We start from the raw sequence: 17,831 nt of genomic DNA, 5'->3' as shown, positions 1-17,831 counted from the left end.
AGGTGGCGTCGGACAGGGCGAAAACTTCCAGCCGTCCGTCGGCGTTGGCCGCTACGGAGAGTTGCGCGTTGCGGGGTCCGCCTTCGAACCGCCACTGCGACCAGGCGCCGTTCACCGCGGTCTGCCAGGAGTGGTACACGCCGTCGGCTCCGGCGGCGAAGGCCTCCAGCCGACCGTCCGCGGACCGCCCGGAGGTGACCCGGCCCGGGGCGTAGGGGTGCGGCCGCGCCGCGGATTCCTCGACGATGTTGTCGTACCGGAGCGCCTTGTAGTCGCCGTTGGGGTGACCGTCGATCGTGGCGTTGTTGATGTTCGTGCGGAAGTGCCCCGGAGGCTCTACGCCGCTGGAACCTCCGCCGAAGCTGTAGTAGGAGAACCCGCCGTGATCGTCCTCCCACTTGTGGAAGATCAGGGTGTGGTCGTAGAACGAATTGAGAATGTCCCCCGCGCGCAACTCGTCCCGCGCGATCTCGTGCGAATAGCCGGGCAACCCTTGGGTATTCGGGCTCGTGTTCAGATGCCACGCCATGGAGACGTAACCGGAACAGTCGGTGCGGTAGCGGAAATCACCGCCGGCGTCGGGCGCGGACCCTTGCTGGTTGTACGGGGGATGCTGGTCCAGCCAGTACTGAGCCCGCCAGATCACCTCGCTACGGGTGATCGGGCCGCCGCGGTCGGACGAGACGGCCGCCATCGCGGCAGTGGGCGCGGTCGCGGCGACGGCGGCCGCGCCTGCCATCAGCAGCAGGAGCACTCTGCCGCACCATGATCTTAACGTCGTCACCGGAGCTCTCCCGTCGTCGGCAGCCGACAGTAGGGCGCACCGATGAAATGCCGATGGAATCGGCAACTACCGTGGCTGGCAAGGCAGATGGGCCAACGGGCCTACGCCGCCGGGGCGGCGCCGTGTCCAGGGATGTCGGGGGCTTCGCGTCTGTCACTCCGGATCGTTCCGGATGCCTGGCCCGGCGCTCTCCCCCCTACTTTGTCGACGGCTTCCGCCAGACCTGCGGAACCGACCGACCGAACCGATCAGCCCGGAGCCCGGGGGAGCAGCGATGCCGACGACCGCCACCACCTGCCAACCGATCGCCACTGCGCTCGGGCACCAGGAGCGCAAGGTGCTCCACGCGGTCGGCTGCGGCCTGCGGGACGACGAGATAGCTGCCGCTCTCGCCCTGTCCGAGGACGCCGTCGCCGGACACCTCGCGCGGGTCCTCGTGAAGCTCGGGCTGCGCGACCGGGCCGCCGCCATCGTCCACGCCTTCGACAGCGGCCTGGTCGTCCCCGGCAGCGGCCCGCGCACGCAGGCCGCGAACCCGGCGCCGCGGGCCCCCACCCGCCGGGATACCGGACCGACGACGCACATCTCCCTGCTCGGACCACTGCAGGCATGGCAGGACGGGCGGCCGTTGAAGCTCGGGCACCTGCGCCAGCAAGCCGTACTGGCGGCGCTCGCGCTGTGCGCGGGCCGCACGGTCGGTCAGCAGGAACTGCTCGACGGAGTCTGGGGGACCAACTTGCCGGGCACGAACGTGGTGCCGGTGTACATCTACCGGCTGCGCAAGACCCTGCGCACCGGGGACGGCCGCCCCGACGCGGTGATCGAGCACGACCGGTGCGGCTACCGGCTGGTCTCCGGCCTGGTCGACGTGGACGTGTCCCGCATGGAGAAGCTGGTCACCGACATCACGGCGGCCGACCGGGCGGGAGAACCGGCGGAGGCGGTCCGCCTGTGTTCGCAGGCGCTGGACCTGTTCCGCGGGCAGCCCCTGGCCGGCCTGCCCGGGCCGCTCGCCGAGCTGGAGCGGTTGCGGCTCGACGAGCGCAGGATCACCATCGCGCAGCGGAAGCTTGAGTGGCAGCTGCGGCTGGGGCAGCACTCCGAAGCGGTCGCCGAACTGTTCGCCCTGTCCGCGGCCCACCCCCTGCACGAGCCGGTGGCCGCGATGCTGATGCGGGCGCTGTACCGCAGCGGCCGACGGGCCGACGCGCTGGCCGTGTTCGACCGGGCCCGCCGCCGGCTGGCCGAGGAACTAGGCGTTCCTCCGGGCCGGCTGCTGCAGCGGACGCGCCAGTTGGTCCTGCGCGGGGACGAAGCGGGCCTCGGCATCATCACGCCGCTGGGATGACCGGGCCGCCGCCGGACCGGGCCGCCGCCGGAGCGGGGCGGCCCGGCCCTCCCGTCAGGAGGCGAAGGACCGTTCCAGCCGGGGAACCAGGTCCTGGAGGTCCGCTTCCCAGCACCAGGCGTTGTGGCCGCCGTTGCAGTTGGTGCCCCAGCCGCCGCCGTCGCCGTAGTCGACGTAGTAGTAGGGCATGCGCAGGGCGTCCATGCTGTCCTTGACGTGCTTGGACGCGCTCTCCACCCAGAACTCCAGGTCGGTGGCGTCTCCGCGTCCGTTGCCGACGTAGAGGGAGACCCCGACTCCCGCGAGCTTGTCCATGTGCGCCGCCGGGTCCACCTCGTTGAACCTCCAGTCGGCGTTGAACACCGGGTAGGGCGAGCCGAACGCGGCGTCACTGTCCACGCCGGGGGAGTAGCCGACGAGGGAGGCGACGACGGCCATCCGCAGGTCCATGGACCGGACCGACAGGTCGATGTCACCTGACAGGGACGCGGTCTGGCCGAACAGGTCGGGGCGGACCTGGGCGTAGTGCAGGGCCCCGAACCCGCCCATGGAGACACCGGCGACGGCCCTGGCCTTTTTGGCGGCGATGGTCCGCAGGTTCGCGTCGATGAACGGAATCACCTGCTTGAGGTGGAAGTTCTCCCAGTTCTGGGCACCAGCCGCGGTCCTCTGGTTGAGCCAGTTGGCGTACCAGCCCCGGGCACCCCCGTCCGGAATGACGGTGATCATCTCGTTCGAGGTGGTCAGCGCCGGGTAGTTCTGCTGGATCGGGTCGTCGGGCGAACCGTGCAGGAAGTACAGCACCGGGTAGCGCCTGGCCGGGTCGTCGTAGTAGCCCCTCGGCAGGATGATCTTGATGTGGTGCTTGCCCGAGACCTCAGGTGTGGTCACGGTGATGTAGAAGTTGGTCGGACCGCCCACCGTCGTGTCGACCTGGGTCAGGCCGAACCCGTCCGTCATCCTCGGTGGCTCGGTGCCTTCGGCGGCCTGTGCCGTACCCGCCGGCAGCGTCATTCCCACCACGGCGGCCATCAGGGCCACCACCATGCGCCACCGACTCGATGTCCTCGTCACAGCGTGCTCCCTCGTGAGTTCTGTCGTCGTGCGGGTGCGAGACCGATCGGGAGACCGGTCTCAGTTCAGGACCTTGACCTCCAAGGCCGGCGAGGCCGCGATCTGCTCCTCGGTGAACCGCTCGGTCACCCACTGGCCGGCCGAGAACAACGTGGTCTGATCGGCGTAGTGCGGTGAATTCGGGTTGGCCGACTGGGAGTAGGCCAGTACGGAAGAGGCCTGCGGCGGTCCGTCGGCGGTGAACCGCACCTGCTGGACGAAGCTGGAGCCGAAGGTGATGTCCATCTTCCCGTCGACCGAGCCCGGGGTGACCACGTTCAGCACGCCCAGCTCGTGGACCGCCCCGTGGATCGGGATCTGCTCGCCGTTGCGCGTGATCTTCTGTACGTCCGACAACGCCGCGTTCAGCGGAATCCCCGCGTTGCGGAAGGCGATGACCGTCCGGCCGAACGCGTCGCGGACGGCGGAGCTCCCGGAGTCGAGCGAGTTGGGGGTGTGCACCGGGTCGTTGGGGTCGAAGGGGATCCGCCACGGCAGCTTCTCCACCGACTGGCCGCCGAGCAGCGCGTACCAGTAGTTCTCGAACAGCCAGGACCCCCGGCTGTCCGCCGTGAAGTCGTGGCTCTTCCATCCGGCCAGGATCGGGCAGGCCTCGCTCACGTTGACCAGCTGGCCGTCCACCAGGATGAGCCCAAAGGGCTGGGCCCGGCACATCGTCACCGTGGCGTCGAGGGCCAGATCGGCGGCCCGGCTGTTGTCGGCGAACAGCAGCTGCCGCATGTTCTCCGGCGTGAACCCCCGGCCGGGCAGGCCGTCGGTGACGTTGATCCGCTTCTGCGCAGTCAGGATCAACTCCTGGGTGCGCAGCGATCGGGGCGCCGCCGTGTCGCCCATCACCCGGGGGAAGGACAGCGGTTGCTCGGGGTTGGCCAGCCAGGCGCTGTCGTTGGCGTTGCCGACGAAGTCCTTGCGGATCAACCGCGGCTGCCTGTGCGGGTCCAGCAGCCCTGGTGCGACCGCGTTCGGATCGCTGGGCCAGTCGCACGCGCTGCGTTTGCCGTCGAAGATGGAGACCGGCGGCACGTTCGGCAGCCGCAGCACCTGGTTGAACAGCGCCTGGCCGGTCAGGGTCAGGCACGACTGGGCGTGCTCGTCGGTGATGTTCGGGGTGGCCTGGATGTCCGCGTACAGGGCGTTGCCCTTGCGGTCGGAGGCGACGGTGTTGAAGAAGGGGACGCCCTGCGTGGTCTCCAGGGTGTTCACCACCTCGTCGACGTCCTTGGCCTGATCGAGGCGGAACCAGGTGTTCAGCGCCCGCAAGTTGTCCATGTTCACGTCGCGCACCGCGTGCGCGCTGACCACCCAGGGCAGCGGGACGGTCAGCACCTGTGTGGTGATCGGGCCGTAACGCGTCGCCCACAGGGTCCTGTTGACCCGGCCGATGGAACCGTCCGCGTTCAGCACGTCGACACCGACCTGCTGTGAGGTCATCGCCTCCCAGGCGCCGTCGACCAGGTAGTTGGTCGGATGCAGTGCATCGACCTGTACGTCGAACAGCCCGAAGGGGGCCACGGTGGCGACGGTGTGGCTCCAGGCGACATCGTCGTTGTGCCCGATGTTCACCGCGGGGAAGCCGAGCAGGCTGGCCCCCGAGACGTTGATCCTGCCCGGGATCGTCAGCTGGCTCTGCCACATCCGGTTCTTGCCCTGCCAGGGGAAGTGCGGATTCGCGAGCAGCATGCTCGTGCCCCCCGACACGCCCTGCGAGCCGACCGCCAGCGCGTTGCTGCCCATGCTCTGCTGACGGCTGACCGCCATCGCGTCACGGATCTTCGACGCGGTCTCCGCGGCCGAGGAGGCCGGCGGGGCGGCGGCCGAAGCGGCGGCCGAAGCCCCCGGGGGAGCCGCGTTCACCTGGCCGTCGAGCAGCACGTCGGCGGTGCCCATGATGATCTCGGCGTGCGCGTGCCGGTAGACGTCCAGCTCCGTGATCGGCCGCACCCACGCCTTGCCGCGGCAGGCCGGGTCGGTGATGTGGTCCACGCCCGTCTCGGCCAGGTACCTGTTGTACCCCTGGACGTAGCCGCGAATGGCCTCCTTGACCTCCGGCTCCGGTCCGTTGGGCGCGGGCAGGTCGATCAGCCGCTCCACCACCCGGTTGTCGTTCATCCGTTGGAAGTAGATGTCGCTGTTGAGGTTCGTCGTGGTGTTCTGGTGCTCGCCGGGGCTCGCCCTGCCGTCCGGCCCCAGATAGCGGGACCGCTGGGCGTTGACCATCAGATAGGTGTCGGCCAAGGTGCAGATGTTGTCCTTGGCCGCGGCGTATCCGTAGCCCGTGCCCAGTCCCGCCCAGTCGGAAGCGATGATGTGCGGGATTCCGTACTCGGTGTAACGGATGGTCGGCTTGTCGGGCGCCTGTCCCGGAGCCGGCGCCCCGGTTGCCGCCATCGTGCTCATCACCGCCGCCACCGCGGCCGTGGCCACCATCGGCAGCCTCGCTCTGAAACTCCTCCGCGCCATCGAGCCGTCCTCCCCTGTGGTCCGGGCCTTCGTCTGACCGCGGCCACGCTAGGGAGGAGCGATGAAATCCCGATGACGCCGACACCGGCTCCGACCGTTCCCCGATGCCCCCGCCACAGCCCTTAGCCGACGTGCCCGGCCCCTGTCAGTCCGGAATCTTCCGGGGTCTCCCGGCCCGGGCACCGTTGCTACCTTCCGGAAGCATCGTCAGGCTCCGGACCAGGAGGACACAGTGAGCGCGCAGCACCCCAGCCGCAGGAACATCCTGAAAGCCGCCGGTGGCTTCACGGCCGCGATGGCCATGGGCGGCGCGGGAGTCCTCGCCGCCGCGTCGACCGCTTCCGCCGTCGGTGACATTCCCGGCCTGCACATCACGGAACGCGGCGAGCAGGATCCCCGGATGTGGTACTACCGGTTCCAGACGTCCGCCATCGGCGGCTGGACCCCCGCCGTCAACGTGCTGCTTCCCGACGGCTACCACACCAGCGGGCGCCGCTACCCCGTCCTCTACCTGCTCCACGGTGGCCTGGAGGACTTCATCACCTTCGACCGGTTGCACGACATCCGGGGTCTGACCGCCTGGAAGGACCTCATCGTCGTGATGCCCGACGGCGGGCGCGCCGGCTGGTACTCCAACCCGGTGAGCTCCAACATCGGTGCCCGGAACTGGGAGTACTTCCACATAGGTCAGCTGATCCCCTGGATCGACGCGAACTTCCGCACCTACGCCGAATACGACGGCCGCGCCGTCTCCGGGTTTTCCATGGGCGGCTTCGGCGCCCTGAAGTACGCGGCCAAGTACTACGGCCACTTCGCCTCGGTCAGCGCCCACTCCGGCCCGGCCAACCTGCGCGGGGGCAACGGCGACCTGGTGACCCACTGGGCCAACGCCTCCTCCGCCGCGGTGGAGCTGAACGGCGGCAGCATCTATGGCGTGCCCTTCTGGGACCAGGCCCGGGTCAGCGCGGACAACCCGTGCGAGCGCATCGAGAGCTACCGGAACAAGCGGGTCTTCCTGGTCGCCGGCACCAGCCCCGAGGACATCCAGGGTTACGCCAACGAAACCCTGGTGCTGGCCACCCAGCGGGAGTTCAAGTGGAACCTCGACCGCGCGGGCATCCCCTACGAGCAGCACGAGGTGGGCGGCGGTCACTATGTCCGCCGGGATCTGCTGCAGGACGACATCAATGGCATCATCGACCGGCTGCGCAAGGCGTGAACGGCCCCCTGAGCCGTGTCCTCGCGGCGACTGCCGTGCTCCTTTCGGCGCTGTCGGTGCCGGCCGCCACGGGTTCGGCCGAGGCCCGGCCCGCCGAGCCCACCGCGGCCTGCCCGACCACCGGCTGGGTGTCCCAGCACTTCCACAGCGGCCACAACGGCGTCGACATCGCCAACGACGTCGGGACACCGATCTACGCCGTCGGCGACGGCGAAGTGACCATCTCCGGATACACCGGCGACTACGGCCAGTGGATCCGCGTGCTCCACCCCGACGGGCGGATCTCCGAGTACGGGCACATGTCCCGCCGCGACGTCTCCGTGGGCGACCACGTCGTGTCAGGCCAGCAGATCGCCCTGATGGGCGCGGAGGGCACCAACGTCGACGGCTCCCACCTCCACCTGCGGATCTGGGGGGACCGGTCCACCTCCTACGGCATCGACCCCGAGGCCTACCTGGCGGAGCGCGGCGTCGTCCTGCCCTGCACCCCGGGCGGCGGGCCGCGGCCCAAGCCGGCGGTGTATCCGGCGGAGTCGGGACGCGTGGTGTCGGCGCGGTCGGCGGACGGACGGCTCGAGGTGTTCGTCGCCGGCGCCGACGGGGTGCACCACGCCTGGCAGCAGGAAGTGAACGGTAACTGGTCGGCCTGGGAACCGCTCGGCGGGCCGGGCAACGCCGAACTGGCGATCGCGCCCAATGCAGACGGTCGTCTGGAGATGTTCGCCCTGTCGGGCAGCACCTTCCAGCACCGCTGGCAGCTGTCCCCCTCCGGTGGCTGGTCGAACTGGGAGACCTTCGGCGGTGGCGGCCGCGACACCGCGGCCGGTGTCAACGCCGACGGCCGCATCGAGGTCTATGCCTCCGGGCCCGTCGGCCTCTTCCACCGGTACCAACTCGTCCCCAACGGCGGCTGGTCGGAGTGGGAGGCCACCGGCGGCGGCCCCGCCGACAGCCGGGTGGAGATGGAGAAGTCGCCCGACGGCCGCCTGGAGGTGTTCGCCCTGGGCGCCGACACCTTCCAGCACGCCTACCAGACGGCCCCCAGCGGCGGCTGGTCCCCGTGGGAGACCTTCGGAGGCGGCGGCCACGACCTCACCGTCGACCACAATGCCGACGGCCGCCTGGAGGTGTTCGCCTCCGGTCCGAACGGGGTGTTCCACAAGTACCAGACCGGCGGAGCCAGTTGGTCAGAGTGGGAGGGGACCGGAGGTCCCGCCGACGCGCAACTCAGCAGCGAACGCACACCGGACGGCCGGGTCGAGGTCTTCGCCATGAACGGCAGTACGGCCATGCACACCTGGCAGCGCGCCGTCAACGGGGCGTACGGCGACTGGAACGCCTTCGGCGGCGGCGGCACCGAGGTCACGGCGGTCACCAATGCCGACGGCCGGATGGAAGTCTTCGGCACCAACCACACCGGCACCTTCCACACATGGCAGACCGGCTTTTCCACCTGGTCCGAATGGACCTGGCTCAACAGCACCGCCGGCCCCACCCAGGGCTGACCGGTCTCCGACCGCCACACACGCCCCCGTGGTCGGCCATGCCCCCCGTTCGGGCACCGCCGACCGCGCGGCTTCCCTGGAGAGACTCATGCCAGCGATCAGCAGGCGCACCCTCCTGCGGGGCGCCGCCGGGGCGGGCACGTTCCCGTTCCTGGACACTGGCCGGACCGCGGCCGCGGCCCCGGCGGCCGCCTACCGCGCCGCCGATGCCGTACCGCCCGCCCGGTGGGTCGGCGCCGGCCCCTTCGCGTACGTCTACGACCCGGCCACCCCCGCGGGGCCGCGCTACCTCAACGACCACACCCTGATCAAGGCCCAGGGCCGCTGGCACCTGTTCAGCATCGTCGGGAACAGCGCTCCGCGCGGCGCATCCCCGGACAGCACGGGGGAGACCTCCTTCGTCCACGCCTCCGCGCCGAGCCCGCACGGTCCGTGGACCACCCACGCCGACGCGCTCACCGTCGACCCCTCCTACTTCGGCGAGGAACACCTGTGGGCGCCGCACGTCGTCGCCGCGGGTGGCAGGTTCTGGATGTTCTACGCCGCGGGCGGAGCGGGTGGCGCCGCGATCAACCTCGCCACCTCGCCCGACCTGTTCAACTGGACGCGCGAGCCGTCCGGCCCGCTCTTCCGCGGACTCGCGGCGCGCGACCCCATGGTGCTGCGGGTCGGCGACGCATGGGTCATGTACTACACGGAGCTCTCCGGCGCGGGCGGCCACCACGTCGTGGCCTTCCGGCGGTCCGCCGATCTGCTGCACTGGAGCGAGCCGGGCGTCGCGTTCACCGACGCGACCACGGACACGACCGTCTCGGTCACCGAGTCCCCGTACGTGGTCGAACGGGACGGCTGGTACTACCTGTTCACGGGACCGAGGGGCGGCTACGAGGGCACGGACGTGCTGGCGTCCCGGGACCCCTACCGCTTCGGCCTCGACGGCTACGCGGGCCATGTGTCCGGCCACGCCGTCGAGGTCTTCGCGGACGGGGACGCCTGGTACGCCAGCGCTGCGGGCTGGTTCCGGTACGGGCTGCACGTGGCGCCCCTGGAATGGCGGGACACGCCGCCGCCGTGGCAGAGCGCGGACAATCCGGTGGCCGGCCTCGACGTCGGCGGCCGCCTCACGGTGTTCGCGCTCGACGCCTCCGACCGCTCGATGCTGCGGCGCGTCCAGCTCGCCCCGGACACCGACGCCTGGTCGGAGTGGGAGCCCTTCGGAGGGCCCGCCGGGGCCGTTCCCACCCTCGGCCAGGGCGCCGGCGGCAGGCTCGAAGTGTTCTCGCTCGCCCCGGGCGGAGCCAACCTGCACCACCGGGTGCAGCGGCCGGACGGAGGCTGGTACGACTGGGAGGAGTTCGGAGGCCCGGCCGGCGCGGCCCCTGCCGTCGCACGTAACGCCGACGGCAGGCTGGAGGTGTTCGCCCTGAGCCCCGGCGGCGCGTCCGTCGCCCGGCGACGGCAGCGGTCACCCGGATCCCCGGCCTGGGACCCGTGGGAGCCCGGCTTCGGCGGGGCGGCGGGCGCGCCCCCGGTGGTCGCGGCCAACGCGGACGGCCGCCTGGAGGTGTTCGCCCTCTCGCCCGGCGGCTCCGGGATCGTCCACCGGTGGCAGGAGACCCCGGGCGGTGCCTGGACCGCCGCATGGCACCGCTTCGGCACCGCGGCGGGCGCCGCACCGAGGGTGGCCCGGGACGGCAGCGGCCGGCTCACCGTCGCCGCGATCGGACCGTCGGGCGTGGGAACCTTCGGCCGGCGGCAGTTCGCGGCGAACGGCGGCTGGGACGACTGGCTGCCCCTGTTCGGTTGGAGCGCCGCCGCCCCGGCGTTCGCCGTCAACGCCGACGGCCGCCTGGAGGCCTTCTCCTTGACGCCCGGTGGCGCCCGGCTCGGCCACCGCTGGCAGACCACCCCCGGCGGAAGCTGGGATTCCGGCGGGGAGTTCGGCGAGCCCGGCATCAGGCTCGCCGCCACCCCGGCCACCGCGCTCGATTCCACCGGGCGGACGCACGTCTTCGCCGTCACCGCCGAGGGCCGGATCCGCACCCGCGTCCAGGACCGGCCGAGCGACGGATGGCAGCCGTGGACGGCCTTCGGCGACCGAGCGGTCGTCCCCGTCGTATCGGGCAGTCCCGCTCTCTGAGTGCGGAGGGCGGATCGTGGAGTGTGGATTTCGCCAAGTGAAAGGGGAAAAGGGACGGGCAGGCGGCGCCGTGACCCCCAGGACGGATACCACTGCTGACACGGAGTCGACCTGACCCGGCTCACCACGGGAGGCCCTTGCGGGAGGGTGGGTGAGCCGGATGGGAAGGAGACCGGGAGGCTTCCCTGGGCGCCGGGGTGGGCTCCCGACCCGGCGGAAGCCGGGCAGGCGCTGCCCTGCCGAAGTGGCCGAAGTACGCCGATGAACTCCCTCGAGAGATGAGTATTGTTCCACTCGTCCGAGCAGCGACGCGTGGAACAGGGGGAACCATGAGCGGTGTAGTCGTCCATCTGCCGCAGGGGTGCAGTGGCGCCGACGGCGGCGAACCGTACGGTGACCCCGTGACGCTGCGGCTCGGACCGGGCGAGGCCGCCCGCTTCGGACGCGGCTCATCGACGGTCCCCGTCGAACTGCGCCTCGCCGACCCGGCGATCTCCCGGCTCGCCGGGGAGATCCGCGTCGCCGACGACCACTGGCAGCTGACCAACCACAGTGCCACCCACAGCTACCTGGTGGAGAACCCGGAGGGAGCGGGGGAGTACCTGAGGGTTCCGCCGCGACGGGTCGGGGCGCCCGTCCCGTTCGAGTTCTCCCGCGTGGTGCTGCCCACCCGCAGCGACGTCACCGTCTCCTTCCAGGTGTTCGCGCCCGACCACGTCTATCTGGACCCGGACGCCATGGGCGGCCCCTGGGACCGCCTCACGGTCACGGCGTACTCCCTGGACGAGACGGCCGCCTACTTCCTCGTACTCGTCGCGCTCTGCGAACCGCGCCTGCGCGACCAGTCCCGCGTGGCGGTCCCCACGACTCCCCAGATCGTCGAGCGGCTCAGGGGGCACCCCATCTGCGGCACGCTGACCGCGCGTGCGGTCAGCTCGCACATCGACTACCTCGCCGAGGAGAAGCTGCGCATCGGCGCCCCGGACCTGCGCGAACCCGGCAGGAGCGAGCGCCGCAACGGCAAGCGGGAGGAGATCGTGGGGCTCGCGCTGCGGTTCGGGCTCGTACGGGAGGAGCACCTCGCGCTGCTGCCGCCCCTGACGGGGGCCGGCGGGCGGGAGCGGCAGAGCATGCGATGACGCCGCCGAGCGGCCTGCGCGACACCACGGAGTGCGAGCGCGGGGACCTCCTGCCGCCCGGCTACCGGGTGCGCGACTGGACGGTCACGGACGTGATCGGGTCCGGGGGCTGGTCCACGGTCTACGCGGCACGGCCCGCCGACGGGTACCCCAGGCGGACCGGCGGGGTGGCCCCTGCGGGCATGCCGACGGGACAAGCCGACGTCGCGCTGAAAATCATGCCGACCGCCGGGTACGCCCCGCGCCAGACGCGCAGGATCGTGGAATCCGCGCGCCGCGAGGTCGAACTCGGGCGCAGGGCGGGCCACCCCCGGCTGATCGGTCTCCTGGACTCCTTCGTCCTCGCCGCACCCGACCGCCCCTCGCTGGACGGCGCGATCGTGTTGGTCATGGAGCGAGCCGCACGCAGTCTGCGCGAACTCCTCGACGCGGGGGTGGCCGAGGCCGACCGCCCCCGGCTGATCGCGGGGATCTGCGAGGGACTGGCCCACCTCCACCGCTCGGGCTGGGTCCACGCCGATCTCAAGCCGGACAACGTCCTACTGGGCACCGACCGTTCCGTGAAGCTCTCGGACTTCGGCCTCGCCACCGAGATGACGGGCACGCACGGGTACGCGCCGCCCATGGGCACCCTGGACTACCTCCCGCCCGAGCGCTGGCGGGCGCCGCTCGGGGAACTCGGTGTACAGGTCCGGCCGAGCGCCGACATCTGGGCCCTGGGCATCATCATCCACGAGGTGTTCGCCTCCGGCGCCTCCCCGTTCGCCGGCGCCACACCCATGGCCCGGGGCGCCGCCGTGCAGGGGTACGGCGAAGGGCGGGTGCCGCTGCGCATCGACCCCGCGGTGCCGCCGTTCTGGCGGGCGTTGGCCGCCGACTGCCTCGCCCCCACCCACGCGGCGCGCGCCCTGCACACCGCCGACAGCCTGCTCGCCCGTATCGCCGCCGAACAGGGAACCCGCGGGACGGGGGCGGGCCGGCTGCGGGGCCGGGCCCGCGCCGCCGTCCTGGCCACCGCGCTGTGCGGGATCGCGGGCGTGACCCTGTGGTCGGACACGGTGCGGGCGAACCCGTCCGCACCTCCCGGTGGCGCGGGGGCGAAGGCCGGCGCGATCCGGGTGTTCAACGCCGAGAAGGGGTGTCGGGAGCGGGCCGACCGGGACCGGCAGTGCAGTCTGGGCCTGGCGATCGACCCCCGGCGGCCGTACGCCGCGGACAACGTCGTGGCGACCCGGGTGTGGCACGGCGACGTCCTCGCGGCCGACTGCCAGGTCTCCGACGGGCAGCCCATCATCAACGAGGAGGACCAGCAGTCCACCCGCTGGTTCCGCGTCCGCCTCCCTTCCGGCTCCACGCCCCCCACGGCCTGGCTCCCCGCCGTACGCACGAAGGACCGGCCGGCCCTGCCGGGGTGCCCGGCCCCCACGACCGCGCGCTGATCAGCGGGGGCTGCCGCCCAGGTGGGTCGGGAGGAGGAACCAGTGCCCCCCTACTGTGTCGCGGACATCAGCAGATCTTTCCGGTGGGGTTGCGGGGGTGGAAGCCGGCGGGGGCCGCCGGCTTTGGCGAAGGGCGACACGAGACCGGCGGGACAGCGGGGACCTCGTCCCTCGGAGGTGACGGGCAGGGCTGGCAGGAGGGTCAGACGGGCAGGAGCTGCCACTGGCGGTTGCGGTGGTCGCCGTCCGGGCTCCGCTGGGTGAGGGCGGCGGGGGCGGTGGTGTCGACGTGCAGGAGCAGCCCGCTGTGGAGGTTGGCGACCTCGTAGATCCTGGACGCGTCGGTTTCGGAGCTCATGGGAACGAGGCGCCATTGCTGGTGGGAGGCGTCGCTGCCCTTGTAGGAGTTCTGTCCGATCGGCGCTCCGGCCGTCTCCTGGGCGTCGATGACTTCCAGGACCTTGCCGCTGCGGACGTTCTCGATCCGGTACAGGATCTCGCCGTCGGCCTGCCCGGTGGCGATCAGCCGCCACTTCTGGTGGTTGCGCGGTGAAGCGAGGGACTGGTGGGCCGGGGCGCCGTCCTTGAGGGATTCACGGTGGATACCGACGCACAGCCGGCTGCGGACGTTGGCCCAGGAGACGACGGCGCCCGACTCGGGACGGCCGGCCATCTTCTCCGAGATGATCCTCCGGATGCGGTGGCCGCTGTACTCGGTGATGTAGAGGGTGTCGACGCTGTCCACCGCGAGGCCCAGGGGGTTGAGCAGCTGGGCCGAGGCGGCCGGGCCCGCGTCGCCGCCGGATCCCGAGGTGCCCGTGCCGGCGATCGTGGTGATCGTCCCGTCGGGGGCGACCTTGCGGACGCGGTGACCGCTGTATTCGGCGATGTACAGCGCACCGGTGCTGTCCACCGCCACATCGGTCGGGAGGTTGATCCGGGCCGTGGTGGCAAGGCCGCCGTCCCCGTCGGAACCAGGAGTACCGGCCCCGGCGGCCGTGGTGATCGTTCCGTCAGGGGCGACCTTCCGGATGCGGTGGTTGTAGCTGTCGGCGATGTAGAGGTTGCCCGCGCCGTCCACCGCGACACCGTGAGGACGGTTCAGCTGGGCCGAAGTGGCCGCGCCGTTGTCTCCCCTGGATCCGCCGGTGGCACTTCCCGCGACCGTGGTGATCGTTCCGTCCGGTGTGACCTTCCGGATCCGGTTGTTGCTGTAGTCGGCGATGTAGAGAGCACCGTCGCCGTCCACCGCCACCGCGAACGGGGTGTTGAGCCGGGCCTTGGTGGCCGGGCCGCCGTCCCCGTCGAAACCAGGAGTACCGGCGCCGGCGACCGTGGTGATCGTCCCGTCAGGGGTGACCTTGCGGATGCGGTGGTTGTTGCCGTCGGCGATGTAGAGGTTGCCCGCGCCGTCCACCGCCACTCCACGTGGCCAGTTCAGCTGAGCCGAGACGGCGGGTGCGTTGTCACCCGCGAACCTCCCACCGTTGGCGCTTCCCGCGACCGTGCTGACCTTCCCGTCCACCGTGATCTTGCGGACGCGGTGGTTGCCATGGTCGGAGAAGTAGATCGTGCCCGCGCTGTCCACCACGACCCCGAACCCGTGGGCCAGCTGCGCCGAAACAGCGGCCTCACCATCCCCCTTGAACGCCTTGGTGCCGTTGCCGATGATCGTACGGATCAAGGGGACGAAGCCCTCGCCGTCCGTATTCGCCGTCTGAGGAGTGCTCATCGCTATCCCTTCATTACCCACCAACCGTCCGACGCGGACGGTTGTCTTCCAATTTCCGAGAGTCGCAAACGCTTCCAGTCGGAAAGGTCACCTCCCTGCGCGGCCGATTTCAGTAACTGCGGGATTCGGGCCGTCGGCTGTAGTTGCTCATCATTCGGCGCAGAAGGCGGCAGAGGTGATCTGCCTTCTGCTTCTCGCTCCCCGAAGCCTACGAGGAACGGGACGGCTTCTCCGCGGTCGCCTGAGGTGCCTTGGGGGCGTCTGGAGCCTTCGGAGCATCCGGGGTCTTGGGGGGCTTGGTGAAATCGCTCTTCTTCGGCCTGTCCTCCAGGTCCTCGTCCTTCTTCAGACCGCTGTCCTCCTCCACCGTCGCCCTGGCCTGCTGCATGCCGTCGGACGCGGCCTTGGTGACCGAGCCGGGGTCCTGGGCGTACTGGGCCTGCCGGCCGGCGGACGCCTGGGTGGTCTGGATGAAGGAGCCGAGGAAGCCCAGGACGGCCCGCGCTTCGGGCGATGTCTCCTGGACGATCTTCGCGCGGGAGGAGGCGCCGTGGATCGCGTTGTGGAAGAGGCTGGGCTCGGTGTCGTCGTAGGTGTCGTCGTCGGAGTCCTCGAAGTCGACGTCCTCGCCCGGCCGGGGCTTCGTACGGTCGGTGGTCACGGAGAAGAGCCCCGCGCCCTTGCCCGCGGAGTTGAAGATGTTGTCGAACACCATGGTCGTCACCTCTGGTCGTCCTTGTCGTGGAGGCGCAGCCGCGCGGTCAGGGCTGCTTGTAGAGCGTCTGCTGGCTGACGGTCAGGGTTTCGACGTCGAGCATGGCGTGGTGGACATCGAGGGAGGAGACGACCTCGGCCAATCCCTTCATGCGGAAGCCGCCGGGTGCCAGGCCGATGTCGCCGATGTCGCGCGCGACCATCCTGTTGAGGCCGGGGTAGGTCCCGGGCTGCGGAGGTGAGAGGACCGCCACCGGTACGGCGTACTCCACCGCGACCAGCCCGGAGAAGGTCACGGGGATCTCATAGGTGTACTGCTTGCGGGTGCGCCGCTGCGTGACGATGGTCTGCACGCGGGAGTTGGCCGGAACCTTGCCGGAGATCTGTGACTTCGAGGCCCAGCTGGTGTTCAGGGAGCCGCCGACGGTGGCCGCGATGCCAAGAGCGAGTTGGGCATTGAGCGAGGCATTGCCGGTTGCGCTGCCCGTGGTCGTGAACCCCACCGAGTTGGTCATCGTGTTCGACGAGGAGTTCGTCGCGGAGCTGCTCGCGGAGGTCTCGGTGGTGTTGGCGTTGTCGACCCCGACGCTGTCTTTGCTGTTCTTGTTGGTCACCGTGTTCGCGTTCTTGTTCGCCGTACCGTTCTGGCACGACGCCGCGAGCTGTGCCTGCAGGTCCAGGCGGAGCTGGTTCTGCAGCTGAAGCTGGAGCGAGGCGCCGACGCTGCCGCCGAAGGTGAGCTTGGCGTCCCCGTGCAGGGACCACGTGACCCCGTTCGACACGGTGAAGTCGACCGAGTCGGTGAAGGTCATCTCGGTGCTGCTGCGGTTGACGTAGGTGCGTGAGGAGAAGGTGTCGGGCGGAGGCTGGCCGATGTCGCCCCGCACCTCGATCAACGGCTCCCCGAGGTTCATGTAGGCGAGCCAGCCCCGCTCGAACGCGGTCCCGGAGAAGGCGCCGAAGCTCGACTTGTTCACGGAGAACCCGACCGGCTTGTGCTTCACGCCGGAGGGGTCGACGTAGACCAGGTTGGGATGGTCCAGGATCGACTGCCAGATCTGCTCGATGTGGAGTTCCCGCAGGTTCTTCTTCGTCAGCGGCTGACGCTTGGCATCTACCAGGCTGTATGCGGTGGAAGGCATCTACCCGTCCTCGACTCATTTCGACCGAACCGCGCCCAACGAAAAGCAAACATGAATGTGCGCATGTTCCGGCGGTTGAAGTTACCGCACTCCCTCTTTATCAGGGCGAGTGGATCGAGCACTTCCGCTCAATCGAGTGGTCGATTTTCGGAAATCACTTCCGAAACGCTGATGAAGTGACCTTTCTTCGCTCTCCTCTACCTGACCGATGACTTTTGGGTGCTCTCGCAAGCGGGTAGCGTGACCTCGGCCGAAGAATTGTTCTTCACGTTCGGAACAGGTGAGGATTTCTCGATGTACACCCAAGAACGCACGGCGATGTCCAATCTGGTGGTCGGCGGCCCGGTGGCGGTGAACAGCTACGACAACGCGATCGTGGCCGCACTCGTCGAGAACCGGCCGGTCATGCTCGTCCACGCCTTCAACGGCGGCTACCTGCGGCCCGCCGAGCTGGGCGAGGAGAGCCACGACAAGGGTGTCCAGCTCGCCACGGCCCTGGACGAGACCGTCAAGGAGGCCAAGGGCCACCTCTGGCACATCACCCCCGCCGGCTTCTTCGGACAGCGCCCCCTGTACTTCATCGAGAGCGCCGCCGGCCAGGCGACGCCCAAGCGCCCGGGCGGGGGCGACACCGCCGCCGGACGCGGCGACGACGGCACGCCCAAGCCGCAGCGCCGGCGCATGACCGTCCACCAGGACGCTCCTCAGAGCACGGCGGACACCGTCCAGGTGGGTCTGCCGGACAAGGTCGCCGACAAGTGGCGGGGGAAGAACGGCGCACCTGAGGACACCCAGCTCTGGGTCGTCACGGTCACACCGTGGGGCGGGATCACCTTCGTCCCCATCACCCACCCCGACACCATCCTCGGGTTCAAGGACCACGCGGTGGCGGCCAACAGCGAGGTCCGGCTCACTCACAACTGGGGCGGGGACTTCACCGGGACGGTCATCAACACCTTCTACCCCCGTCTGCCCAGCGAGTGGAACGTCCCGTACCACCACGTCTTCACGTGACCGGCGGCCACCGCCGTACGCCACCCGCTCCGAGTCACCGTCCGCACCGCCTGGAAGAGGC

General features: G+C 70.3%; 13 protein-coding genes. 7 read left to right on the top strand and 6 right to left on the bottom strand.

Annotated features, from left to right (window positions below; all coding sequences use genetic code 11):
• Nucleotides 1-754, bottom strand: a 754-nt coding sequence (locus tag ACZ5NJ_RS30485; protein WP_468769001.1) for a DUF8189 domain-containing protein, incomplete at its 3' end; no start/stop codon positions are given.
• 304 nt (nucleotides 755-1,058) lie between these two features.
• On the opposite strand from ACZ5NJ_RS30485, the gene ACZ5NJ_RS30480 reads away from it, so the two are divergent.
• Nucleotides 1,059-2,132, top strand: coding sequence for an AfsR/SARP family transcriptional regulator (locus tag ACZ5NJ_RS30480; protein WP_468768999.1), 1,074 nt, complete (start codon nucleotides 1,059-1,061; stop codon nucleotides 2,130-2,132).
• 54 nt (nucleotides 2,133-2,186) lie between these two features.
• On the opposite strand, the gene ACZ5NJ_RS30475 is transcribed toward ACZ5NJ_RS30480, so the two are convergent.
• The gene (locus tag ACZ5NJ_RS30475; protein WP_468768998.1) at nucleotides 2,187-3,206 is read right to left on the bottom strand and encodes an alpha/beta hydrolase; all 1,020 of its coding nucleotides are present in this window, start codon (nucleotides 3,204-3,206) and stop codon (nucleotides 2,187-2,189) included.
• Between the two features lie 60 nt (nucleotides 3,207-3,266).
• On the bottom strand, nucleotides 3,267-5,663 hold the full coding sequence (locus tag ACZ5NJ_RS30470; protein ID WP_468768996.1) for a penicillin acylase family protein: 2,397 nt from the start codon (nucleotides 5,661-5,663) through the stop codon (nucleotides 3,267-3,269).
• A gap of 295 nt (nucleotides 5,664-5,958) precedes the next feature.
• Here ACZ5NJ_RS30470 and ACZ5NJ_RS30465 point away from each other — a divergent pair, with 295 nt between their 5' ends.
• The 5 genes from ACZ5NJ_RS30465 (at nucleotide 5,959) to ACZ5NJ_RS30445 (ending at nucleotide 13,168) form a co-directional block, all read left to right on the top strand.
• Entirely contained in the window at nucleotides 5,959-6,945 is a 987-nt protein-coding gene (locus ACZ5NJ_RS30465; protein WP_468768994.1) for an alpha/beta hydrolase, read from the top strand.
• An 8-nt stretch (nucleotides 6,946-6,953) separates the two neighbouring features.
• Complete coding sequence (locus tag ACZ5NJ_RS30460) at nucleotides 6,954-8,450, top strand: DUF8189 domain-containing protein (protein ID WP_468769007.1); 1,497 nt, start codon at nucleotides 6,954-6,956, stop codon at nucleotides 8,448-8,450.
• 88 nt (nucleotides 8,451-8,538) lie between these two features.
• Nucleotides 8,539-10,590: a DUF8189 domain-containing protein gene (locus tag ACZ5NJ_RS30455; protein WP_468768993.1), complete on the top strand. Its 2,052-nt coding sequence runs from the start codon at nucleotides 8,539-8,541 to the stop codon at nucleotides 10,588-10,590.
• 329 nt (nucleotides 10,591-10,919) lie between these two features.
• Entirely contained in the window at nucleotides 10,920-11,729 is an 810-nt protein-coding gene (locus ACZ5NJ_RS30450) for a serine/threonine protein kinase (protein WP_468768991.1), read from the top strand.
• Nucleotides 11,726-13,168, top strand: a complete 1,443-nt coding sequence (locus ACZ5NJ_RS30445) for a serine/threonine-protein kinase (RefSeq protein WP_468768989.1) — start codon at nucleotides 11,726-11,728, stop codon at nucleotides 13,166-13,168. Before ACZ5NJ_RS30450 ends, ACZ5NJ_RS30445 begins: the two co-directional genes overlap by 4 nt.
• Nucleotides 13,169-13,370: 202 nt before the next feature.
• Here ACZ5NJ_RS30445 and ACZ5NJ_RS30440 read toward each other — a convergent pair whose 3' ends face one another.
• From ACZ5NJ_RS30440 to ACZ5NJ_RS30430, 3 genes are all read right to left on the bottom strand, one after another.
• Nucleotides 13,371-14,900 (bottom strand): NHL domain-containing protein, encoded by a 1,530-nt coding sequence (locus ACZ5NJ_RS30440; RefSeq protein WP_468768987.1) that lies wholly within the window; start codon nucleotides 14,898-14,900, stop codon nucleotides 13,371-13,373.
• 208 nt (nucleotides 14,901-15,108) lie between these two features.
• A complete protein-coding gene (locus ACZ5NJ_RS30435) occupies nucleotides 15,109-15,615 on the bottom strand; it encodes a hypothetical protein (RefSeq protein WP_468769006.1) in 507 nt (168 codons plus the stop codon).
• A 46-nt stretch (nucleotides 15,616-15,661) separates the two neighbouring features.
• Nucleotides 15,662-16,756 (bottom strand): hypothetical protein, encoded by a 1,095-nt coding sequence (locus ACZ5NJ_RS30430; RefSeq protein ID WP_468768986.1) that lies wholly within the window; start codon nucleotides 16,754-16,756, stop codon nucleotides 15,662-15,664.
• 294 nt (nucleotides 16,757-17,050) lie between these two features.
• Here ACZ5NJ_RS30430 and ACZ5NJ_RS30425 point away from each other — a divergent pair, with 294 nt between their 5' ends.
• On the top strand, nucleotides 17,051-17,770 hold the full coding sequence (locus ACZ5NJ_RS30425) for a hypothetical protein (protein WP_468768984.1): 720 nt from the start codon (nucleotides 17,051-17,053) through the stop codon (nucleotides 17,768-17,770).
• Nucleotides 17,771-17,831: the final 61 nt, after the last annotated feature.

It is taken from the genome of Streptomyces sp. NPDC032091 (assembly GCF_055580265.1).
Note: the sequence above shows the minus strand (reverse complement) of the source record. Positions and strands in the feature narration are given on the sequence as shown.

Coding starts and splice junctions, on each gene's coding strand:
- ACZ5NJ_RS30445 (WP_468768989.1), top strand. CDS start 11,726: ATGACGCCGCCGAGCGGCCTGCGCGACACCACGGAGTGCGAGCGCGGG.
- ACZ5NJ_RS30450 (WP_468768991.1), top strand. CDS start 10,920: ATGAGCGGTGTAGTCGTCCATCTGCCGCAGGGGTGCAGTGGCGCCGAC.
- ACZ5NJ_RS30480 (WP_468768999.1), top strand. CDS start 1,059: ATGCCGACGACCGCCACCACCTGCCAACCGATCGCCACTGCGCTCGGG.
- ACZ5NJ_RS30440 (WP_468768987.1), bottom strand. CDS start 14,900: ATGAGCACTCCTCAGACGGCGAATACGGACGGCGAGGGCTTCGTCCCC.
- ACZ5NJ_RS30425 (WP_468768984.1), top strand. CDS start 17,051: ATGTACACCCAAGAACGCACGGCGATGTCCAATCTGGTGGTCGGCGGC.
- ACZ5NJ_RS30430 (WP_468768986.1), bottom strand. CDS start 16,756: ATGCCTTCCACCGCATACAGCCTGGTAGATGCCAAGCGTCAGCCGCTG.
- ACZ5NJ_RS30470 (WP_468768996.1), bottom strand. CDS start 5,663: ATGAGCACGATGGCGGCAACCGGGGCGCCGGCTCCGGGACAGGCGCCC.
- ACZ5NJ_RS30455 (WP_468768993.1), top strand. CDS start 8,539: ATGCCAGCGATCAGCAGGCGCACCCTCCTGCGGGGCGCCGCCGGGGCG.
- ACZ5NJ_RS30435 (WP_468769006.1), bottom strand. CDS start 15,615: ATGGTGTTCGACAACATCTTCAACTCCGCGGGCAAGGGCGCGGGGCTC.